The 17,749-nt window shown below is 70.6% G+C and carries 14 protein-coding genes; 2 read left to right on the top strand and 12 right to left on the bottom strand.

All coding sequences use genetic code 11. From position 1 onward, the window contains the following. Positions 1 to 8 precede the first annotated feature (8 nt). Positions 9 to 551, bottom strand: coding sequence for a DUF6114 domain-containing protein (locus ACFVV5_RS17180; RefSeq protein ID WP_387246524.1), 543 nt, complete (start codon positions 549 to 551; stop codon positions 9 to 11). Next, on the bottom strand, positions 542 to 1,138 hold the full coding sequence (locus ACFVV5_RS17175; protein WP_387246522.1) for a DUF6230 family protein: 597 nt from the start codon (positions 1,136 to 1,138) through the stop codon (positions 542 to 544). The genes ACFVV5_RS17180 and ACFVV5_RS17175 overlap by 10 nt, the downstream gene beginning before the upstream one ends. Before the next feature lie 179 nt (positions 1,139 to 1,317). Between ACFVV5_RS17175 and ACFVV5_RS17170 the strand changes: the two genes are divergently transcribed. Beyond that, the gene (locus ACFVV5_RS17170; protein WP_387246520.1) at positions 1,318 to 1,917 is read left to right on the top strand and encodes a TetR/AcrR family transcriptional regulator; all 600 of its coding nucleotides are present in this window, start codon (positions 1,318 to 1,320) and stop codon (positions 1,915 to 1,917) included. Between the two features lie 82 nt (positions 1,918 to 1,999). On the opposite strand, the gene ACFVV5_RS17165 is transcribed toward ACFVV5_RS17170, so the two are convergent. From ACFVV5_RS17165 to ACFVV5_RS17145, 5 genes are all read right to left on the bottom strand, one after another. After that, the gene (locus ACFVV5_RS17165) at positions 2,000 to 4,558 is read right to left on the bottom strand and encodes an ATP-dependent Clp protease ATP-binding subunit (RefSeq protein WP_387246518.1); all 2,559 of its coding nucleotides are present in this window, start codon (positions 4,556 to 4,558) and stop codon (positions 2,000 to 2,002) included. Positions 4,559 to 4,685: 127 nt separating this feature from the next. Continuing rightward, positions 4,686 to 5,387: an alpha/beta fold hydrolase gene (locus tag ACFVV5_RS17160; RefSeq protein WP_387246516.1), complete on the bottom strand. Its 702-nt coding sequence runs from the start codon at positions 5,385 to 5,387 to the stop codon at positions 4,686 to 4,688. 240 nt (positions 5,388 to 5,627) lie between these two features. Next, positions 5,628 to 5,966: a hypothetical protein gene (locus ACFVV5_RS17155; protein ID WP_387246514.1), complete on the bottom strand. Its 339-nt coding sequence runs from the start codon at positions 5,964 to 5,966 to the stop codon at positions 5,628 to 5,630. Between the two features lie 194 nt (positions 5,967 to 6,160). Further along, entirely contained in the window at positions 6,161 to 7,084 is a 924-nt protein-coding gene (locus ACFVV5_RS17150; RefSeq protein WP_387246512.1) for a DsbA family protein, read from the bottom strand. A gap of 73 nt (positions 7,085 to 7,157) precedes the next feature. After that, a complete protein-coding gene (locus ACFVV5_RS17145) occupies positions 7,158 to 8,006 on the bottom strand; it encodes an alpha/beta fold hydrolase (protein ID WP_387246510.1) in 849 nt (282 codons plus the stop codon). A 67-nt stretch (positions 8,007 to 8,073) separates the two neighbouring features. Here ACFVV5_RS17145 and ACFVV5_RS17140 point away from each other — a divergent pair, with 67 nt between their 5' ends. Next, positions 8,074 to 8,931: a TetR/AcrR family transcriptional regulator gene (locus tag ACFVV5_RS17140; protein WP_387246508.1), complete on the top strand. Its 858-nt coding sequence runs from the start codon at positions 8,074 to 8,076 to the stop codon at positions 8,929 to 8,931. 18 nt (positions 8,932 to 8,949) lie between these two features. Here ACFVV5_RS17140 and ACFVV5_RS17135 read toward each other — a convergent pair whose 3' ends face one another. The 5 genes from ACFVV5_RS17135 to ACFVV5_RS17115 all read right to left on the bottom strand — a co-directional run bounded on the left by ACFVV5_RS17135 (position 8,950) and on the right by ACFVV5_RS17115 (position 17,597). Beyond that, positions 8,950 to 10,365: an alpha-hydroxy-acid oxidizing protein gene (locus tag ACFVV5_RS17135; protein WP_387246506.1), complete on the bottom strand. Its 1,416-nt coding sequence runs from the start codon at positions 10,363 to 10,365 to the stop codon at positions 8,950 to 8,952. Next, on the bottom strand, positions 10,358 to 11,134 hold the full coding sequence (locus tag ACFVV5_RS17130) for a FadR/GntR family transcriptional regulator (RefSeq protein ID WP_387246504.1): 777 nt from the start codon (positions 11,132 to 11,134) through the stop codon (positions 10,358 to 10,360). Before ACFVV5_RS17130 ends, ACFVV5_RS17135 begins: the two co-directional genes overlap by 8 nt. Before the next feature lie 56 nt (positions 11,135 to 11,190). Beyond that, positions 11,191 to 11,874, bottom strand: a complete 684-nt coding sequence (locus tag ACFVV5_RS17125; RefSeq protein ID WP_387246502.1) for a C40 family peptidase — start codon at positions 11,872 to 11,874, stop codon at positions 11,191 to 11,193. A gap of 315 nt (positions 11,875 to 12,189) precedes the next feature. Further along, complete coding sequence (locus tag ACFVV5_RS17120) at positions 12,190 to 13,635, bottom strand: MDR family MFS transporter (protein ID WP_387246500.1); 1,446 nt, start codon at positions 13,633 to 13,635, stop codon at positions 12,190 to 12,192. Between the two features lie 188 nt (positions 13,636 to 13,823). Then, a complete protein-coding gene (locus tag ACFVV5_RS17115) occupies positions 13,824 to 17,597 on the bottom strand; it encodes an SCO7613 C-terminal domain-containing membrane protein (protein ID WP_387246498.1) in 3,774 nt (1,257 codons plus the stop codon). Positions 17,598 to 17,749: the final 152 nt, after the last annotated feature.

Raw genomic sequence — 17,749 nt, 5'->3', positions numbered from 1 at the left:
CCGGCCGATCAGGATCGCCGCCCCTCGGTCATGCCGCCTGTCGCACTGTCGGTCGCGTCACCACTCGTGCCGCCGTCGGTGGAGAGCGCATCGGCGACCGCTGCGCCCGACGCCGTCTTCGGCATCCACGCCACGATGAGGACACCGCCGACCGTGGCGAGCAGCATCCCGATGAAGAATCCGCCGAGGTTGACGCCGATCAGCGAGTACACCGCGACGGCGAGGGCGATCACTCCGTAGAAGATGCGGTGCACCGGCATCGCGATCGCGAGCACGCCCAGCAGGATGAGCAGCACCGGGATGATCGTCGCCTGCAGGCCTTCGATCCCGAGCTGCACATGGATCTTGCCGATGTCGAGCTGGCCCGAGAAGAACATCTCGACGCCGCCCAGGACGGTCAGGAGTCCGCCGACGAACGGGCGCTGCCGCCGCCACACCGCGAAGCTCGACCGCGCGCCGGTCCCTGCGGACCGTCTGGACGTCGCCGCGTGACGCATGGCGAGTCCGCCGCGCTCGCCGCGGTCGTGCTTGGCTGCGCTGCTCAGAAGCATCCCTTTGATCCGTCCGTCAGCTGCACGTGCATCCCGGTGAGGTTGAACACCGACGCCTGCGTGCTCCACGCGGTCTGCTGGAGGCCCTTGATCGAGACGCTGTCCGCATCCTGCGCGAAGTCGCCGGCCGTGCCCTTGTGACTCGTGTTCACGGTGGAGGCGTCGACGCCGATCCGGATGTTGTTGAAGGTCGCGTCACCCTTGAGGTCGGTCATGCCGATCTGGAGGTCGGTCGCGGTCGCGGGCTTGCCGTCGCCACCCGCCGTGATGAGCATCCCGACTTTCCCCATCGGGGTGTCGGTGACGACCGACTGGCACAGGTCGGCGAGCTTGGCGGAGCCGATGTTCGCGATCGCGACCTGGTGGTTCTTTCCCGCGGTGTCGGGGGCGACGCCCGCGTACTGGGAGAATCCGGTCCCGTCGAGCTGCGAGGCGCTGATCTGGAACTGGCTCCCGGAGACCGAGAAGGAGACGGGCACGGCGCCTTCGGCCACCCCCGCCATCAGGAGGGTCGAGACCACCGCGACGGGCACCGCGGCGAGCACGATTCGTCCGGCGTGTGTGCCCGTGAGCTTTCGGAACTTCATAGATCCTCCTCGATCCGCGTTCGAACGGTCGGAGTTCGCCACCCCCATCCGGGTGACAGTCGAACGCCCACACAGGAGGATGCCCGTCTATTGACGAGATGTCAATAGCAGGGCATCCGGATGCTTGCGCGAAGCGAACACCCGCGTCGGCGACCCGGCACGGCCACTAGGCTCGCACCATGCAGGAGGATCGGCGCACCCGGTTGACCCCGGACGAGCGCCGCGCCCAGCTGATCGCGCTGGGGGTGGCGTGGCTGGTCGAGCATCCGCTGGACGAGCTCACGATCGAGGAGCTGTCGGCGCAGGCCGGGGTCTCGCGGGGGCTGCTCTTCCACTATTTCGGCTCCAAGCAGGGCTTTCACCGCGAGGTGGTGCGGACCGCCCGCGACAGCATGCTGCGGGCGACCGAGCCGGCTTCGGAGCTGCCGCCCCTCGACCGGCTGCGCGACACGCTGACCCGCATCGTCGAGTTCGTGCGGGAGCATCGGGGGACGTTCTACTCGCTCGTGCGCGGTGTGGCGAGCGGCGACGCCGAGGTGCGCGAGGAGGTCGAGGAGGCCCGCGACCTGCAGGCGGAGCGTGTGGTCGCCGTGTTCCTGGAGCTCGGGATGCCCGACTCGCCGCTGCTCCGGATCGCGCTCCGATCGTGGGTGGCGTTCGCCGAGGAGACCCTGGTCGAGAGCGCGCTCGACACGGACATGCCGTCGGACGAGATCGTGTCGTTCCTGGAGCGCAGCGTGAAGGCCGTCGCGGCCTCGGTCGACCCGGCTGCGAGCTAGCCGGAGACGACGAAACGGCGGCCCGGAGAACCGGGCCGCCGTTTCGTGTGTGGCGTTGTGCGGGTGCGCTACGCAGGGAGCGTTACGCCGCGAGGGGCATCCGCGCGAACTCCGCGGTGACCTCGAGCGAGCCGTCGCGGGCATCCAGTCGCACCGTGCCGCCGTCGGCGAGGTCGCCGGAGACGAGCAGGTCGGCGATACGGTCGTCGACCTCGCGCTGGATGACGCGCCGCAGCGGGCGGGCGCCGTACTCGGGCTCGTACCCGGTGTCGGCGATCCACTCGATCGCCGCGTCTGTCGCGTCGAGCTCGATGTCGTGCTGACGCAGCCGGTTGGCCGTGTCGGCGAGCAGCAGGCGGACGATGCCGCGCAGCTGCGAGGCGTCGAGCTTGCGGAACAGCACGATCTCGTCGATGCGGTTCAGGAACTCCGGACGCATCGCCTCACGGAGCTTGCCCATGACGCGGTCCCGCAGGTCCTTCTCGGACGCGAAGCCGCTGGCGTCACCGGATGCTCCCATCGGCACGAAGCCGAGGGCGCCGCTGCGCGATGCCAGGAACTCCGAACCGAGGTTGGAGGTCATGATGACGACCGTGTTGCGGAAGTCGACCGTGCGGCCCTGACCGTCGGTGAGGCGTCCGTCGTCGAGCACCTGCAGGAGCAGATTGAAGACGTCGGGGTGGGCCTTCTCGATCTCGTCGAACAGCACGACCGAGTACGGGTTGCGGCGCACGCGCTCGGTGAGCTGGCCGGCCTCGTCGTAGCCGACGTATCCCGGAGGGGCGCCGACCAGGCGGGCGACCGTGTGGCGCTCGCCGAACTCGCTCATGTCGAACCGCAGCATCGCCTTCTCGTCTCCGAACAGGGAGGCGGCCAGCGACTTCGCGAGCTCCGTCTTGCCGACACCGGTCGGGCCGAGGAACAGGAAGCTGCCCACGGGTCGACCTTCGTCGCCGAGGCCGGTGCGGTTGCGGCGCACGGCCTTCGAGACGGCGATGACCGCGTCATCCTGACCGATCACACGCTCGTGCAGCTCGGCCTCGAGGCGCCCGAGGCGCACCCGGTCGGCTTCGCCGATCCGGCTCACCGGGATGCCCGTCGCACGCGAGATCACCGCGGCGATCTCGGGCTCGCCGACCACGGCATCCTTCTGCGGTTTGGCGCTGAGAGCGCCGAGGTCGGTCTGGACGGACTCGATCTCGTCGCGAAGGCGCGAGGCCTCCTCGTAGTGCTCGCCGGCCACGGCCGAGTTCTTCTCGGCCTCCAGGGTGGCGAGACGCTCGAGCAGCGCCGACGCGTCGACGCGCTTGCCGAGCGACAGGCGCAGGCGGGCGCCGGCCTGGTCGATGAGGTCGATGGCCTTGTCGGGCAGGAACCGGTCGGACACGTAGCGGGCCGAGAGCTCGACCGCGGAACGGATCGCGTCGTCGGTGTACCGCACGCCGTGGTGCTCCTCGTAGGCGCTGCGCAGTCCGGAGAGGATCTGCACGGCGTCTTCGATGCTCGGCTCGCCGACGGTCACCGGCTGGAACCGGCGCTCCAGGGCGGGGTCCTTCTCGATGGTCCGATACTCCTTGAGCGTCGTCGCACCGACGACGTGCAGCTCGCCACGCGCGAGGCGCGGCTTCAGGATGTTGCCTGCGTCCATGCCGCCGTCTCCGGCGCCACCGGCTCCGACCACCGTGTGCAGCTCGTCGATGAAGACGATGAGGCTCTCGCGGCCGGCGCTGATCTCGTCCATCAGCTTGGTGAGGCGCTCCTCGAAGTCGCCGCGGTAGCGCGTGCCGGCGAGCATGGCCGGCAGGTCGAGCGCGATGACGCGCTTCTCCCGCAGCTGCTCGGGGACGCTGCCGTCGACGATCGCGCGGGCGAGCCCTTCGACGATCGCGGTCTTGCCGACACCGGCCTCGCCGACCAGGACAGGGTTGTTCTTGGTGCGACGGGAGAGGATCTCGACGGTCTGCTCGATCTCGTCGAGGCGGCCGATCACCGGGTCGAGCTTGCCGTTGCGGGCGAGCTCGGTCAGGTCGGTGCCGAACTTGTCGAGCATCGGGGTGTCGGAGGCCTCAGCGTTCTGCTCGTCTCCGGGCAGGTCGGAGCCGCCGACCGTGCCCGACTGCCGCAGAGCGGAGGTCAGCGCGTCCGGCGTGACTCCGGCGGCCTGCAGGACCTGGCCGGCAGGCGCGTCCTGCACGATCACGAGCGCGAAGAAGAGGTGCTCGGGGTCGATGTAGGTGGCTCCGGATGCCCGGGCGACCTGGTACGCGTGGAAGAGCGCCCGCTGGGCGGACGGTGTGATGGTCGCGGAGTCGACGTCGGGCACTGCGCTGCCGGTCTGCGGCAGGCGCTGCTCGGCCGCAGCCGCGACAGCGGCGGGGTCGACGCCGATGCGACGCATCGCGTCGGCGGCGGGGTCCTGCTCCACCATCACGCGCAGCACGTGCAGGGAGTCGAGTTCGCGGTGGCCGTGCTCCAGGGCGAAGCGGCCGGCCTCGACCAGGATCTCCTGGGTACGGCGGCTGAGGAAGCGGCTGATGTCGACGGAGCGCGCGCTACGCGCACGCTCACCCGCGAGATAACGGGCGAGGAACTCGTCGAACGAGTTGCCGCCGTCACCTTCGGGAGTGAAGTTTTCGGGCACGAATTCTCCTGTTTCTTGAAAGTTGAGTCGTGGACACTCAAGTTCAACAACGGGTGGGAGAGATTATTCCTGCGTGGCCGAATTGTGCGGGCGTGTGGTGGGTCGTGCCGAAGTCCGTCCCCGGCGCTCAGGCGCGGTCGACGGCGGCGAGGATCGCCTCGCCGAGCTCGGCCGGCTTCGTGAACTGGGGCCAGTGGCCGGTCGGGAGGTCGACGAACTCGGTCTCGCGGATGCGCCCCAGCTCGGCGACGAACGGCTGGCCCGCCTGCAGCCACGAGATCAGCTGCCCGCTGGGGAACTCGCAGGCGATCACCGTGGCCGGAACGTCATAGCGGCGCTCGTCGCTCAGATGGATGGGATCGCTCGTCACGCGACGCGGCTCGGGCACGGAACGTGCCCGGAAGGCGGCGCGCAGGCCGTCGTCGAGGTCGACCAGGTCGTCGTCGTCGAACTCCTCCCAGGCCGGCAACGGCACCTCGCCGTTCACCACGGGGAGCTCGTCATTGATGACGCCGCCCTCGCCGAGCGGCACGCTGTCGACGTAGATCGCGCGGGTGACGCGGTCGGGGCGCTGGTCGACGACGCCGTGGATGATCGCGCCGCCGCCGGAGTGGCCGACGAGCGCGACGGGATCCGCGAGGGCGTCCACGGCCGCGACGACCGCATCGATGTGGTCGCGCAGGGTGATGTCGGATCGCGGAGCATCCGGAGCCTCGAGCCCCGGCAGGGTGAGTGGATGCACGCGATGGCCGGCCGCCACGAGTGGGGGCGTGACCTCCGACCACGAGGATGCGTCGAGCCAGAATCCGGGAACGAGAACGATGTCCATGCCCAGACACTATGGTGCGCCTCCGACATGCGGCGCGCGCCTCCCCTGCGGGGCGCACCCCCAAAGAGCTCGCCCCCCGCAAAAACACGCCACCCAGCCCGTGAATTGTGGCAAATTGTCGTTATGAGGCCGTTTTCGCGCCCCATAACGACACTTTGGAACGACTCACGTGCTGCGCCGATCGTCTGCCTGTGGATGACGGTCGGGTCGGGGCCGGAAGGGACGGAACGCCCGGAAGGGTTAGATCCCTTCGTCCTCCACGTCCTCTTCGGTGAGCACGCCCTCTGTCTCCTCCTCGAACGCATCGTGCTCGTCGAGCGTGGGGGAGGACTCCCTCGGCATCCCGCCCGTGGGCCCGTCGTTGCCGTCGCCCGGGCCCGGCCAGACGGTCTCGCCCGCCACGCCGTCGTTCGTGACCAGGTCGTCGGCGTAGTCCGCCTCCGCGATCGGGTCGTTGAGTGCGTAGTCCACGTCGCCGTCGGCGGGGTCGACCCAGCCGGCGGTCTCCCCGGCGTCGGGCTCGCCGACCTCGGGGGTTCCTTCGTCGAAGATGCCGTCGTCGGGGATGCGGTCGGCCATGGTTCTCTCCCTCTCATCGGGCGCTGCTTGTGCACGGCACGCTACACCCGCGGCCCGCGACGCAGAAGGCAACCGGTAACGCGGAAGGCAACCAACCCGTGACGCAGAACGAGACCGGCAACGCGGACACAGCGCCGAACGCAGAAGGCTGCCGGTACGAGACCGGCCGCCTTCCGGGCGTCGTGCGGTGGAGCCTACTTGCTCGGCGTCGGCGTCGGCGTCGGCGTCGGCGTACCGGTCGACCCGGTCCCGGCCGTCTGCACCGCGGTCGCCACGAACGAGGCGAACTGGTTCGCGTCGGTGAAGCCGCCCTGGTAGCGCTGGCCGTTGACGATCACGGTCGGCGTGCCGAACTGCTTGGTCGACGGGTTCACGAGCTTGGGATTGGTCACGGCCGACTTCGTCTGGTTCGTGATGAACGAGGCGAACGTCTGGTCGTTCACGCAGTTCGTGATGGCGGTGGAGCTGACGCCTGTCTTCTTGAACAGCGCGAGGATCTGGGCGTTCGTCAGCCCTGTGCCGGTGGACTCGTCGGGCTGGTTGGCGAAGAGGGCGCTGTTGATGTCGAAGTACTTGTTCGGGTCGTAGTTGGCGACACAGGCTGCCGCTGCCGCCGCTCGCGTGGAGTACTTCTTGTTGTTGGCCGAGTCGAGGATCGCCACCGGGTGGATCTCCAGCGTCGCGATCTTCTGGTCCATCCACTGCTTCATCTGGTCGGAGTTCGTGGTCTCGAACTGCTGACAGAACGGGCACTGGTAGTCGAGGTAGATCGTGATGTGCGCGGTCTTGCCGTCGAGGTTCTCCGTCGTGGGCGTCGCGGACTCGCCCTTGGCGATCGCGGGCGTCGTGACGGCCTGGGTCGAGGTGTTGAGCAGGATGCCCCCGCTGAGCATGTTCTTGGGGTTGGCCACGTTTCCGCTGGCCGACACGCTCGTGAAGATGATCACACCGATGATGGCGAGCACCGCGACGACACCGGTGATGATCGAGCTCTGAACGATGACTTTGCGGCGTTTGGCCTTCTTGGCGGCCTCCTCCCGCATGAGCCGGGCGTGCTCGCGCGCGTCCTCGCGGCGGTCGCGCTTTGTGGGCCCGGAGGCTCCCCTACCTGTTGCCATGCGGCTCATCCCATCGACGTCGGACAGTCTCTATGTCGATGTTATTGGCAGAATCCTTTGAGTCCCCTGATGCCTAGCCGCGGAAGAAGCGTCGGAGCAACGGCAGCACGGCATTCGGTTGCATCGCCTTCGTGTGGTCGAGGCCGTCGAGCAGCTCCACCTGCCAGCCGTTCGCCTCGAGAGCGGCGCGGTTTCGCACGAGGGGACCGGCGATGTCCACGTGCACGCCGCCCCATTTCTCGCTGTAGTCGATCGCGTCCGCCGTTCCGGCGAAGGTGAGGAGCGGGATGCTCAGCCGATCGAGCACTGCGCGGTCGTCGAACTCCTGCAGTGCCGAGTAGAGCGTGTAGTACTGCTGCGTCTGGGCGGGGGAGAGCGTGACCGGAACCGAATCCCAGTCGAAGTCCTCCCCGGGCGTGTCTTGCTGATCGGTTGCGACAGGCTCCGGATGCTCGGCGTTCTCGACCGCCAGCGCGTGCGTCGCCCGGGTGACCGCGAACATCTCGGCGTACGGCCCGTCGATCGGCGGGAACCCGCCCATCGCGAGCGCCGTGAGCCGGTCGGTGCGCACCGCGAGCTGGAGGCCGGCGAGAGCGAGCCACGAGTAGCCGTAGTAGGCGAACCGGTCGGCGCCGGCGGCATCGGCCACGGCGATCAGGTCGGCGGCGAGGTTGTCCGGCGTCAGGGTCGTGGGCTGCGGATGCTCGGCCAGGTGTCCTTCGTAGTCGAAAGCGATCACGGTGTGACGGTCGCTGAGGCCGTCGATCAGCGTGCGGCCGAGCTCGGGGTCCATGCCCCAGGCGCGCAGGGTCTCCGCCGTCGCCGCGTCCGCCGGAGCGGGATTCACGGGGAGGAGGAGCGCTGGCCCGGCGCCGGCGATGTCGAGCGGGATGCTGCTGCCGTCGTTGAGCACGGCATACATGTCGATCTCCTTACAACGTAAACCAATCGAGGTGAGCAATAATAGTTTACGTCGTAAGGAGATACAAGTGCCCGAGTATGCAGGCCGAGGCGATGCCGCACGCACCATGGAGCTCCTGTGGCGGGATGGCGGCAGAGACGGCGGGCGGCCTGCTGACGGCCGGGCCGCAGACAGCCGGCCCGCTGACGGCCGGCCCGACCCGGGGAACGGCGAAACCGCATCCCGCCGCCCACCCGGTCCGCGACCCGCTCTCGACCTCGACCGGGTCCTCGACGCGGCGATCGCCGTCGCCGACCAGGAGGGCACCCTCGCCTTCTCGCTGCGCGCGGTCGGCGACCAGCTCGGCACCTCGGCCATGGCGCTCTACTCCTATGTGCCCGGCAAGGCCGAGCTCGTCGACCTCATGTACGACCGGGTCTTCGCCGAGCATCCGGGCGCGACGAGGGATGCCGCAGACGCCGACTGGCGCGAGGGCGTGCTGGCGTGGGCCGAGGCGCTGCTCGGAGTGCTGATCGCGCATCCGTGGGCCATCGCCGTGTCGACCGCACGCCCGGTGCTCGGGCCGAACGAGCAGGCCGTGCTCGAATCCTTGCTCGAACTGCTCGACGCCGGCCGGCTGCCGCGGCGCACCGTGCGCACGGTCGTCACCTCGGTTTTCGCCCTGGTGCGGGCGGCGGCCGAAGCTCTCGCCGACGCGCGCCAGGCGGCCTGGGCGACAGGCGCGGACGACGCTGCCTGGTGGTCGGGCCGATCCGCGGCTCTCGCCTCGGCCGTGCAGGACTTCGCCGAGCGCTTTCCGCTCAGCGCACAGCTGGCGCGGGATGCCGCTGCCGACGCAGCGCTTGCGGGCGACGCCGCGCCGTGGGAGCGCGCCCCGGTCGACGCGCTGCGCAACGGGATCGGCCTGCTCCTCGCATCGGCCTAGCCGCCGCGCACGGGGCCGTCAGCGTTTGGCCGTGCCGCGCGCCGTGGCAGACGTGCCCGCCGCCGACTTCGCTCCCGCCGACTTCGCTCCCGCCGCCTTCGCAGCAGCCGCCTTCGCCACGCCCGCACCCGCCGTCGAGGCGCGAGCCACGCGGGTCGGCCGGGCCGACGCTGCCGCCGCGGCCTCGGCGCCGGCCGCTCCGCCGTGCAACGGCACGAGGCGCGCCAGCTGGGTGACGTGCCGGGGCTCGAGCTCGTCGAGAGTCGCGACGCCGAGCAGCCGCATCGTGCGGGCGATCTGCGTGGAGAGGATCGAGATGGTCCGGTCGACCCCTTCGCGTCCGCCCGCCATCAGCCCGTACAGGTAGGCGCGGCCGATCATCGTGAAACGAGCGCCGAGCGCGATCGAGGCGACGATGTCGGCGCCCGACATGATGCCCGTGTCGAGGTGGACCTCGGTGTCCTTGCCGACCTCGCGAACCACATCCGGAAGCAGGTGGAAGGGGATGGGAGCGCGGTCGAGCTGGCGGCCGCCGTGGTTGGAGAGGGTGATGCCGTCGACGCCCATGTCGGCCAGCTTGCGGGCGTCGTCGAGGTTCTGCACGCCCTTGACGACGAGCTTGCCGGGCCACTGCTCCTTGATCCAGGCGAGGTCCTCGAACGTCACCGTCGGGTCGAACATCGTGTCGAGCAGGGCGGCGACGGTGCCCGACCAGCGGTCGAGGGAGGCGAAGGCGAGCGGCTCGGTGGTGAGGAAGTTGATCCACCAGGCCGGACGCGGGATGGCGTTGACGATCGTCTTCGGCGTGAGGGTGGGCGGGATGGTCATGCCGTTGCGGGTGTCGCGCAGGCGTGCCCCGGCGACCGGGACGTCGACGGTGACCAGCAGCGTGTCGAAGCCGGCGGCGGCGGCGCGCTCCACCAGGGCCATCGACCGCTCGCGGTCCTTCCACATGTAGAGCTGGAACCAGTTGCGCCCGTTCGGGTTCGCGGCCTTCACGTCTTCGATCGACGCGGTGCCCATGGTCGAGAGTGAGAACGGGATGCCCGCGGCTGCCGCAGCGGCGGCGCCCGCCTTCTCGCCCTCGGTCTGCATCATGCGGGTGAACCCCGTCGGCGCGATCCCGAACGGCAGCGCCACCGGAGCCCCGAGCACCTCGCGGGACGTGTCGACCTTCGACACGTCGCGCAGGATGGCCGGGTTGAACTGGATGTCCTCGAACGCCTGGCGCGCGCGGGCCAGCGAGATCTCGGCCTCGGCGGCGCCTTCGGTGTAGTCGAAGGCGGCCTTGGGCGTGCGACGCTTCGCGATGGCGCGGAGGTCGTAGATGGTGAGGGCCGCATCCAGCCGCCTCTTCTTGGCGTCGAGTTGCGGCGCCTTGAACTTCATCAAGGGGGCCAGGTCGTGCAGGCTGGGGATTCGGCGGTCAACCATGATCGGAGCTCCGTTCGTGCGCGGTGGGCGCGGGGGTGGCGGTGGGCGCGGGGGTGGCGGGGGTGGCGTCGCTGTCGACGAGTGTCGCTGCGTAGTCGCTGATGTGGTCGCGGATGCGCGTGCGCGCTTCGGTCGCGTCGCCGGCGGTCACCGCGGCCAGCACGCCACGATGCTCAGTGCGCAGCCGCTCCGCCATGCGCTGCCAGCTCGGGATGCGCGCGGACCCGGCGAGCACGTAGCCTTCGATCGAGTTGCGCAGGCCCGCCATCATGGCGGAGACCACGGAGTTGTCGGAGGCCTCGGCCAGCGCGAGGTGGAACTGGGCGTCGAGGGCCAGGAACTCCTGCGCCGTGAGCTCGGGGTCGTCCATGGCGTCGAGCAGGTGCCGGGCGTCGGCGAGGTCGACGTCGGCGGAGCGTTCGGCGAGGTCGGTGGCGACGGCCGTCTCGAGCAGCAGTCGGGTGCGCACGACGTCGGCGACCGGGAACCCGCTCGCGGCGACCTGCAAGCGCATGAGGGCCTGCATCCCGCCGACCGGTCGCGCCACGATGATGGCGCCCGAGCTCGGGCCGGAGCCGGTCTGGGTGCGCACCAGCCCCATGGCTTCGAGCACGCGGATCGCCTCACGCACGCTGGAGCGCCCGACGGTGAGCTCGGCGGCGAGGGTGCGCTCGGGCGGCAGGTGGTCGCCCGGGTGAAGCCGGCCGTCGACGAGTTGCGCCTCGATGTGCGCGAGCACGCCCTCCCAGGCGCGTGGCTCTTCGCTCATGGTGCTTCCCCGTCGTCGGCTGTGGTCAGACCATATGGTCTGACCACATCATAGCCTCACGGGAGGAGGCGTGTGAAGTGGTGCGGCACGCCCTGCCACACCGTGGTGATCTCCACGGGTCGCCCGACCGCGGGAGCCTGGATGAGCACGCCCCCGCCCAGATAGATCGCGATGTGCTCCTCGTCGTCGAACACCACCATGTCGCCGGGCTTTGCGGCCGATTCGTCGATGCGCGTGCCGGCGTCGTCCTGCAGATGCACGAGATGACCGAGCCGGATGCCCACCGCGGCGTACGACATCATCACGAGTCCCGAGCAGTCGATGCCCGAATGGCTGGAACCGTCGAGCACGTACGGGTCGCCGAGGTAGGTGAGCGCTGTCGCGACGATCCTTTGACGGACACCGCCGGTCTCGAGTGCGGCGGAGACCGCCGCAGCCGCCTGCTGCCCGGCCGCGCCGCCCTCCGATGCGATCACGCCGGCCAGTGCGGCCGCGACGGGGTCGTCCCGCTGGGCGGAGGCCGCCGCGACCAGCCCGGACACGGTCAGTCCCTGCAGGCGCTCATGACCGGCTGCGGCTGCGGCGGGATAGCCGTCGGGCATGGTGACGACGGAGGCGTCGGCGGGGAGGGCGAAGAGCACGCTGCCGACGAGCGCGATCGCGGCGGCGGATGCCGTCAGGGCCGTCGTTCGTGCGGCGGACGCCTTCGGGGCGGGCCGCTTCGCGACGTGCGGCCGCACTGCTGGCGGCTCCGCGGCGGGCGGGTTCTCTGCGGCTGGGCGCCGGGAGCGCGGGGGAGCCGCCGGTGCCGCACGGTGTCGTGCGCGCGCTGCGCTGTGCGCGTGGGATCCGTTCTGCATACGCTCCACATACCGGTCGGGTGTCTCAGCGATCGCGGCCCCGGGGGAGTCGAAGGGGCGGATCGTCGATCAGCCTAGGTCGGGCATCCTGAGCGTCGTCGGAGTCCGGGCGCGGATTCGTGCCCTGTTTCGTAGACGTTCTCTCAGGTCGTGCGGCGCGCCGGTCGTGCGGCGCGCCGGTCGTGCTGCGCGCCGTCACTCGGCGGGACTCGGCTGCCGGCGGAACTCCACGTCCTCCACCCGCGCCCGCGGCATCGCGAAACCGGCCGCGATCGTGAGCACGGCGACGATGGCGACCGCGACGAACACGGCGGTCGAGGCCGCCTGGACCGTGGCGGGGTCGTGCTCGCCGCCGGCCGACTGGGCGATGATCGAATTGGCGATGGCGCCGAAGATCGCGACTCCGACGGAACTGCCGATCGACCGGGCGAACAGGTTGGTCCCGGTGACGACGCCGCGCTCGTTCCACGCGACGCTCGACTGGGCGGCGATGAGCGTCGGGGTGGCGATGAGGCCCATGCCGAGCCCGACGATGAAACAGCTGACGGCAACGAAGGCGACGCTCGGATGCGTCGACGTCAGGGCGAGCGTCACGGCGCCGATGATCGCGATCGTCGTGCCGACCAGTGCCGTGTTGCGGAAGCCGATGCGCAGGTAGAACCGGCCCGAGAGAGCCGCGGCGATCGGCCAGCCGATGGTCAGCGCGGCGACGGCGAGCCCGGAGACGAGCGGCGTCGTGGCGATGGTCCCCTCGAGGTAGGTCGGCACGTACGACGTGAGCCCGATCAGGATCGCACCGACGCCGAGCGAGATGAGGGTGGTGGTCACGAGCAGCCGCCGCGAGAACACCCACAGGGGCAGGATCGGTTCGGCCGCGCGCCGCTCGACCAGCACGAACGCCACCAGCAGCAGCCCGCCGAGGACGAAGGCGCCGATGCTCCAGAGCGAGTTCCACGCCCACGCCTGGCCGCCCTCGAGTACTGCCAGGATCAGCAGGCTCATGCCGAGGGTGAGCAGTGTCGCCCCCGCGTAGTCGATGCGGTGCCGGCGCTTCTCGATCTTCTCGTGGAACGTGCGGATGAGCATCCAGCCCGCCAGGATGCACAGCGGGACGTTCACGAAGAAGATCCAGCGCCACGTCGTGAACTCGGAGAAGAGGCCGCCGAGAGTCGGTCCGACGACCGACGAGATCGCCCACACGCTGGCCAGGTACCCCTGGACCTTCGCCCGCTCGGCGACGGAGTAGATGTCGCCGGCGATGGTGACGGCCATCGGCTGCACCGCTCCGGCGCCGAGACCCTGGAGCGCCCGGAACGCGATGAGGGCCGGCATGCTCCACGCGAAACCGCAGAGGATCGAGCCGAGCAGGAACAGGCCGATGCCGATGAGCACGATCGGTTTGCGCCCGACCATGTCGGACAGCTTGGCGTACACCGGGACCGAGGCGGCCTGCGCCAGGAGGTACACCGAGAACAGCCACGGGAACTGCGTGAACCCGCCGAGATCCTGCACGATCGACGGCACCGCGGTGGCGAGGATCGTCGAGTCGATGGCGACCAGCCCCGTGGTCAGCATCAGCGCGATGAGGATCGGGCCCCGCTCGGAGCGGAATCCGACGCTGGCTGTGGTGGGTGTCGTCATCGTTCTCCAGGTTCGGTGATTTCGTTAACGTTCTACAACAACGCGCGCCCGAGTGGAGCATTCCCCTCAATTTCGCGCACGCGCAATCGAGTCCGGACTTGTTGGGTCGAAACGCGCGGTTTCGACCCAGCAAGTCCGGACTCGGCGGCGGCGGCGGACAGCGCGCGGGCGGATGCGGCGAAGGGCGGTCAGCGGAGGTCGCGGAGGCGAGCGGTGGCGGAGCGCAGCCCCGACGTCTTGCGCTCCGAGCTCACGGCCAGCACGAGCAGCACCGCTCCGGCCGTCGCCAGCGTGATCCACCACGGCAGGGCGCCGATCGAGCGGCCGATCTGCACGACGAAGACGATCGCGTTCTCGATCGGCAGCACGATCAGACCCAGGATGAATGGAGCGGCCAGCCGGCGCAGCGAACCGATCAGGATCGAGACCAGCGCCAGCGCGATCACCAGGATGGCGCGCCACGTGAGCGGGTCGGTCGCGGTGGCGAGCACGGACGGCAGCAGGGTGACGACGATTCCGGGCGCGAGGAGCGGCCACGATCCGGTGAATCCTGCGGGCCAGGTGTTCAGTGTTCCGCGGGCTGTCGCCGTGGCGGGTGCGGGCACGGGCGTGACGCCGGGCAACGCTGCTGCATCGTCGGCCGTCGTGCCCGCGAACGCGATGACGCCGGCCGCGAGCAGCGCGAGTCCCAGTGGCAGCGAGAACGCCTCGACCCGGAGCTCCCGCATCGACCAGCCGGCGACCGCCGTGAACCAGGCGAGCACGAACCAGACCCAGACCGGCGGCAGCGACGTCGTGCCGCGCAGGCCGCGAACCGTCGTCACGAGCATCCCTCCGAGCAGCAGCGCGGTGAGCACCCAGAGGATCGCGATCGGCACGGGGCTGAGCCGGTTGGCGAAGAGCGATCCGGCGATGAGGAAGAGGAGCGCCGGAACCTGCAGGAATCTGCTCGGGGCGTGGCCGTCGAGGCGCCACCCGGCATACGACGCGATGGCCGCCGCGGGAAGGGCGAACGCCAGCACCGGCAGGATGACGAGCTCGGGTCGCACCGCGATGGCGTCGACGCCGAACGCGTAGCGGAGTCCTTGGACGGCTCCGGATGCCGCTGCCGCGATCGCGACCACCAGGGTCGTCTTCTCGAGGGTTCCGAGCCGCGTCGCCCAACGGGTGAACGGGCTGGCGGCGACCCGCGCAGCCGAACGCCGCGCGACGAGCGTCGCGAAGCCCGCGAGCACGAGTGCCACGACGAGGAGCACGACCGTTCGCCACGGGAACGCGATGGTCCCGGTCGCGGGATCGGACGGGTCGCCGGCTCCGGCGAGGATCAGCAACGCGAGCGTCGGAGCGACGGCGCAGGCCAGGCCCGAGGCGTAGAGCGGCAGCCCGGCGCGCCCGCGTCCGACCACCACCGCGCCGACGACTGCGGCGGCGAGAGCCGGAGGCACGATGTACAGCTCCGCGGCAGTGACCCCGGCGACCGCCCAGACGCTCCACAGTGCGCCTGTCCAGCAGACGCCGGCGGCCCACCAGGCGTAGCGACGACGCGTCAACCGCGCGGTCGCGGCCGCCCCGATTCCGAGGATGAGGAACACCAGGAACGCCGTCTCGGCGCCGGCCGCCGACCGGAGGATCGCGAGCGCGACCGCGATGACCGCGGTCACCAGCGCCGAGAGCTCGATCCAGAGCCGCACCTCACTCACATGCTCCACGGGTAGGCCGCGCCGGGAGAGCAGCTCGCCGAACGCAGCCGTCGACGGAACCGCGCAGGCGATGATGAGGGCGATGATGGGCAGTGTCACCGGCGACGCGCTGACGCGGAGGAATTGCGCTCCGAGAGTGATCACCACCACCGCGAGAGACGGGATGAGCGTGGCCGCCGCCAGTCCGCGGAGCATCCGGTGCACTCGGCCACGCCGGTCGAGGACGATCGTCAGGGCGAGCGCGAAGGTGAAGGCGGTGGGCAGAGCGGTCCAGCCGCTGCGGGCGACGACGACCATCCCGACCGTGATGAGGAAGGGGAGCGCCGCCGAGGCGAGCACCGCGACCCAGGTGTCGACGCTCATCCGGCTGCTCACCGTGGCGCCGATCGCAACCAGCACCCCGATGGCGGTCGTGATGCAGAGGTTGGCCGTCGGGTCGAGGTGCGTGAGGTCGAGGGACGCTCCCACGACGATCAGGCCGAAGAGGAACCCGGCCGAGACGTAGGCCGGACGCGCGACGCGCGGCACGGTCGCGGCGAGCAGCGCGAGCGCGGCGACGCAGGCCGCGCCCACGCCGACGCGGCTCCACGGCTCGGCCCACGCGATCGCGGCTGCGTCGAGGATGAGGAGATGAGCGCCGAGGATCACCGGCATCCGGACGCTGAGCGGTTGCCGGCGGAGCCGCTGCACCCGGGTGACGGCGAGAGCCAGGCCGGCGCCGAGGACGACTGCGACGACCGACCGCGGTCCGGCCGGAATCGTCGTGAACACGGCGACGCCGACCACCGCGGCGACCGCGAACGCGACGGCGGCGACCTTCTCGTGCAGCGCGTTCAGCGGCCGCAGCCGAAGCAGCGCCAGAGAGCCGGCCGACGCGACCGCGAGCGCGAGGATCGCGGCCAGGCCGACCACCGCATCGGCGGGGCGCGAGGGGGCGAGGAGCTCGGTGAGCACGACGAGTGCCGCGGGAACGACGGCGAGCCGCGCGATGACGGTGGCGCCGGTCAGCAGGCTCGATCGCTGCACCGCGGCGATCGGCGGGAGTGCGGCGGCGCCGGTCAGCGCGGCCGTGGCAGCCAGCGGCACCAGCAGGAGCTGCCACCCCGCGTCCGAGCCCGCGAGCTCGAACTGGAGGGGGATCGCCGCGGCGGTGAGCACCCCGAGCACGCCGGCTGTCGCACTCCAGAACCCGGGAATGGCCTGTCGCGCCGAGAGCAGGGCGAGCGCGGTCGCGGCCGCGAGGACGGCGACGAGGATCCCGGTGCCGTGCCACGCCGAGTCGAACGCGGTGACGGCGGTCACCTGCAGCAGTGCCGCGGCGAGGCCGATGAGCTGGAGCGTGGTCGTGGTCACGCGGTCGGTGCGCAGCGGGCTCTCGAAGGTCGGAGCGAGGCGCCGGATGATCCGGAACGCGGCCAGCCCGGCGAAGCCCATCCCGAGGCCGCCGACGATCCACGCGATCCGCTCACCCGCCAGTGGGGCCAGCGCCGACGCCGCGATGGCCGGGACGAGCGTCGCTCCGACCAGTCCGCTCCAGAGCCAGGTGCGCATCCGGAGCCGTTCGGCCACGACGATGGCGAGAGCCGAACCCGCGAGCGTCACCGCCGCGGCGACGAGCCGGGTGGCGGCGGAGTCGGGCAGGACGGTCGCGATCGACCAGCCGTCGACGACGACGAACAGGAGGCCCAGCGCGCCGATCGTCTCCGCCGAGAACCGCAGCGAGCGGCGGGAGAGCAGCCAGGCGCCGGTGAGGAAGACGAGCGCGACGACGGCGACGATGGTGGAGCGGATGCCGACATCGGTGAGGTCGGGGTTCAAGAAGGTGAAGACGAACGAGGCGATGGCGAGCAGGCCGGCGCCGGCGACGGCCAGGACGGACTGCACGCTGACCTGCCGGGCGTCGGCGGCGGGGGAGGGCGGCGCCGGTGCGGTGGGCGCGGACGGGGGCGGGGCCGCTGCTGCCGTCGGAGCCGGCGCCGACGAGGACCGCGCAGCGAGCACGGCGACCGGCAGCCCGTCGATCACCCGCTGCCGGTTCGCGAGTGCGCGGGCTGCCTCCGCCGACGCCATCCGGAGCTCGCCCGCTGCGGAGCCGGTCAGATCCGCTCCGCAGGCCTGGCAGACCGAGGCGACCAGCGCGCCCTCCAGGCAGCGCGGGCAGTGCTGCTCGCTGTGCAGGTACGCGATCGTCGCCGTCGTCCAGCGGCCGGCCGCGCGATCGTCGGTCGGCCCGGCTGGCGGCGCCGTCAGTTGCTCTGTCATCCGTGGATCCCCCTGTGATGTGAGCCTCACGGTATCGGCCCGCGAGCATCCGGATCGTCATCCCGCCGATGTATTCGCCCCCGCAATCGAGTCCTGAGTTGTTGGGTCGAAACACCCCATTTTGAACCAACAAAAAAACACACGATATGGGC

It is taken from the genome of Leifsonia sp. NPDC058248 (genome assembly GCF_042881905.1).
Lineage (GTDB): Bacteria > Actinomycetota > Actinomycetes > Actinomycetales > Microbacteriaceae > Leifsonia.
The sequence above is the reverse complement of the archived record's forward strand: the minus strand, read 5'-3'. Positions and strand labels throughout refer to the sequence as shown.

Excerpts from the sequence above, each read along its gene's own strand:
- ACFVV5_RS17180 (WP_387246524.1), bottom strand. The coding sequence starts at position 551 with ATGCTTCTGAGCAGCGCAGCCAAGCACGACCGCGGCGAGCGCGGCGGA.
- ACFVV5_RS17175 (WP_387246522.1), bottom strand. The coding sequence starts at position 1,138 with ATGAAGTTCCGAAAGCTCACGGGCACACACGCCGGACGAATCGTGCTC.
- ACFVV5_RS17170 (WP_387246520.1), top strand. The coding sequence starts at position 1,318 with ATGCAGGAGGATCGGCGCACCCGGTTGACCCCGGACGAGCGCCGCGCC.
- ACFVV5_RS17160 (WP_387246516.1), bottom strand. The coding sequence starts at position 5,387 with ATGGACATCGTTCTCGTTCCCGGATTCTGGCTCGACGCATCCTCGTGG.
- ACFVV5_RS17155 (WP_387246514.1), bottom strand. The coding sequence starts at position 5,966 with ATGGCCGACCGCATCCCCGACGACGGCATCTTCGACGAAGGAACCCCC.
- ACFVV5_RS17150 (WP_387246512.1), bottom strand. The coding sequence starts at position 7,084 with ATGGCAACAGGTAGGGGAGCCTCCGGGCCCACAAAGCGCGACCGCCGC.
- ACFVV5_RS17145 (WP_387246510.1), bottom strand. The coding sequence starts at position 8,006 with ATGTATGCCGTGCTCAACGACGGCAGCAGCATCCCGCTCGACATCGCC.
- ACFVV5_RS17135 (WP_387246506.1), bottom strand. The coding sequence starts at position 10,365 with ATGGTTGACCGCCGAATCCCCAGCCTGCACGACCTGGCCCCCTTGATG.
- ACFVV5_RS17130 (WP_387246504.1), bottom strand. The coding sequence starts at position 11,134 with ATGAGCGAAGAGCCACGCGCCTGGGAGGGCGTGCTCGCGCACATCGAG.
- ACFVV5_RS17120 (WP_387246500.1), bottom strand. The coding sequence starts at position 13,635 with ATGACGACACCCACCACAGCCAGCGTCGGATTCCGCTCCGAGCGGGGC.
- ACFVV5_RS17115 (WP_387246498.1), bottom strand. The coding sequence starts at position 17,597 with ATGACAGAGCAACTGACGGCGCCGCCAGCCGGGCCGACCGACGATCGC.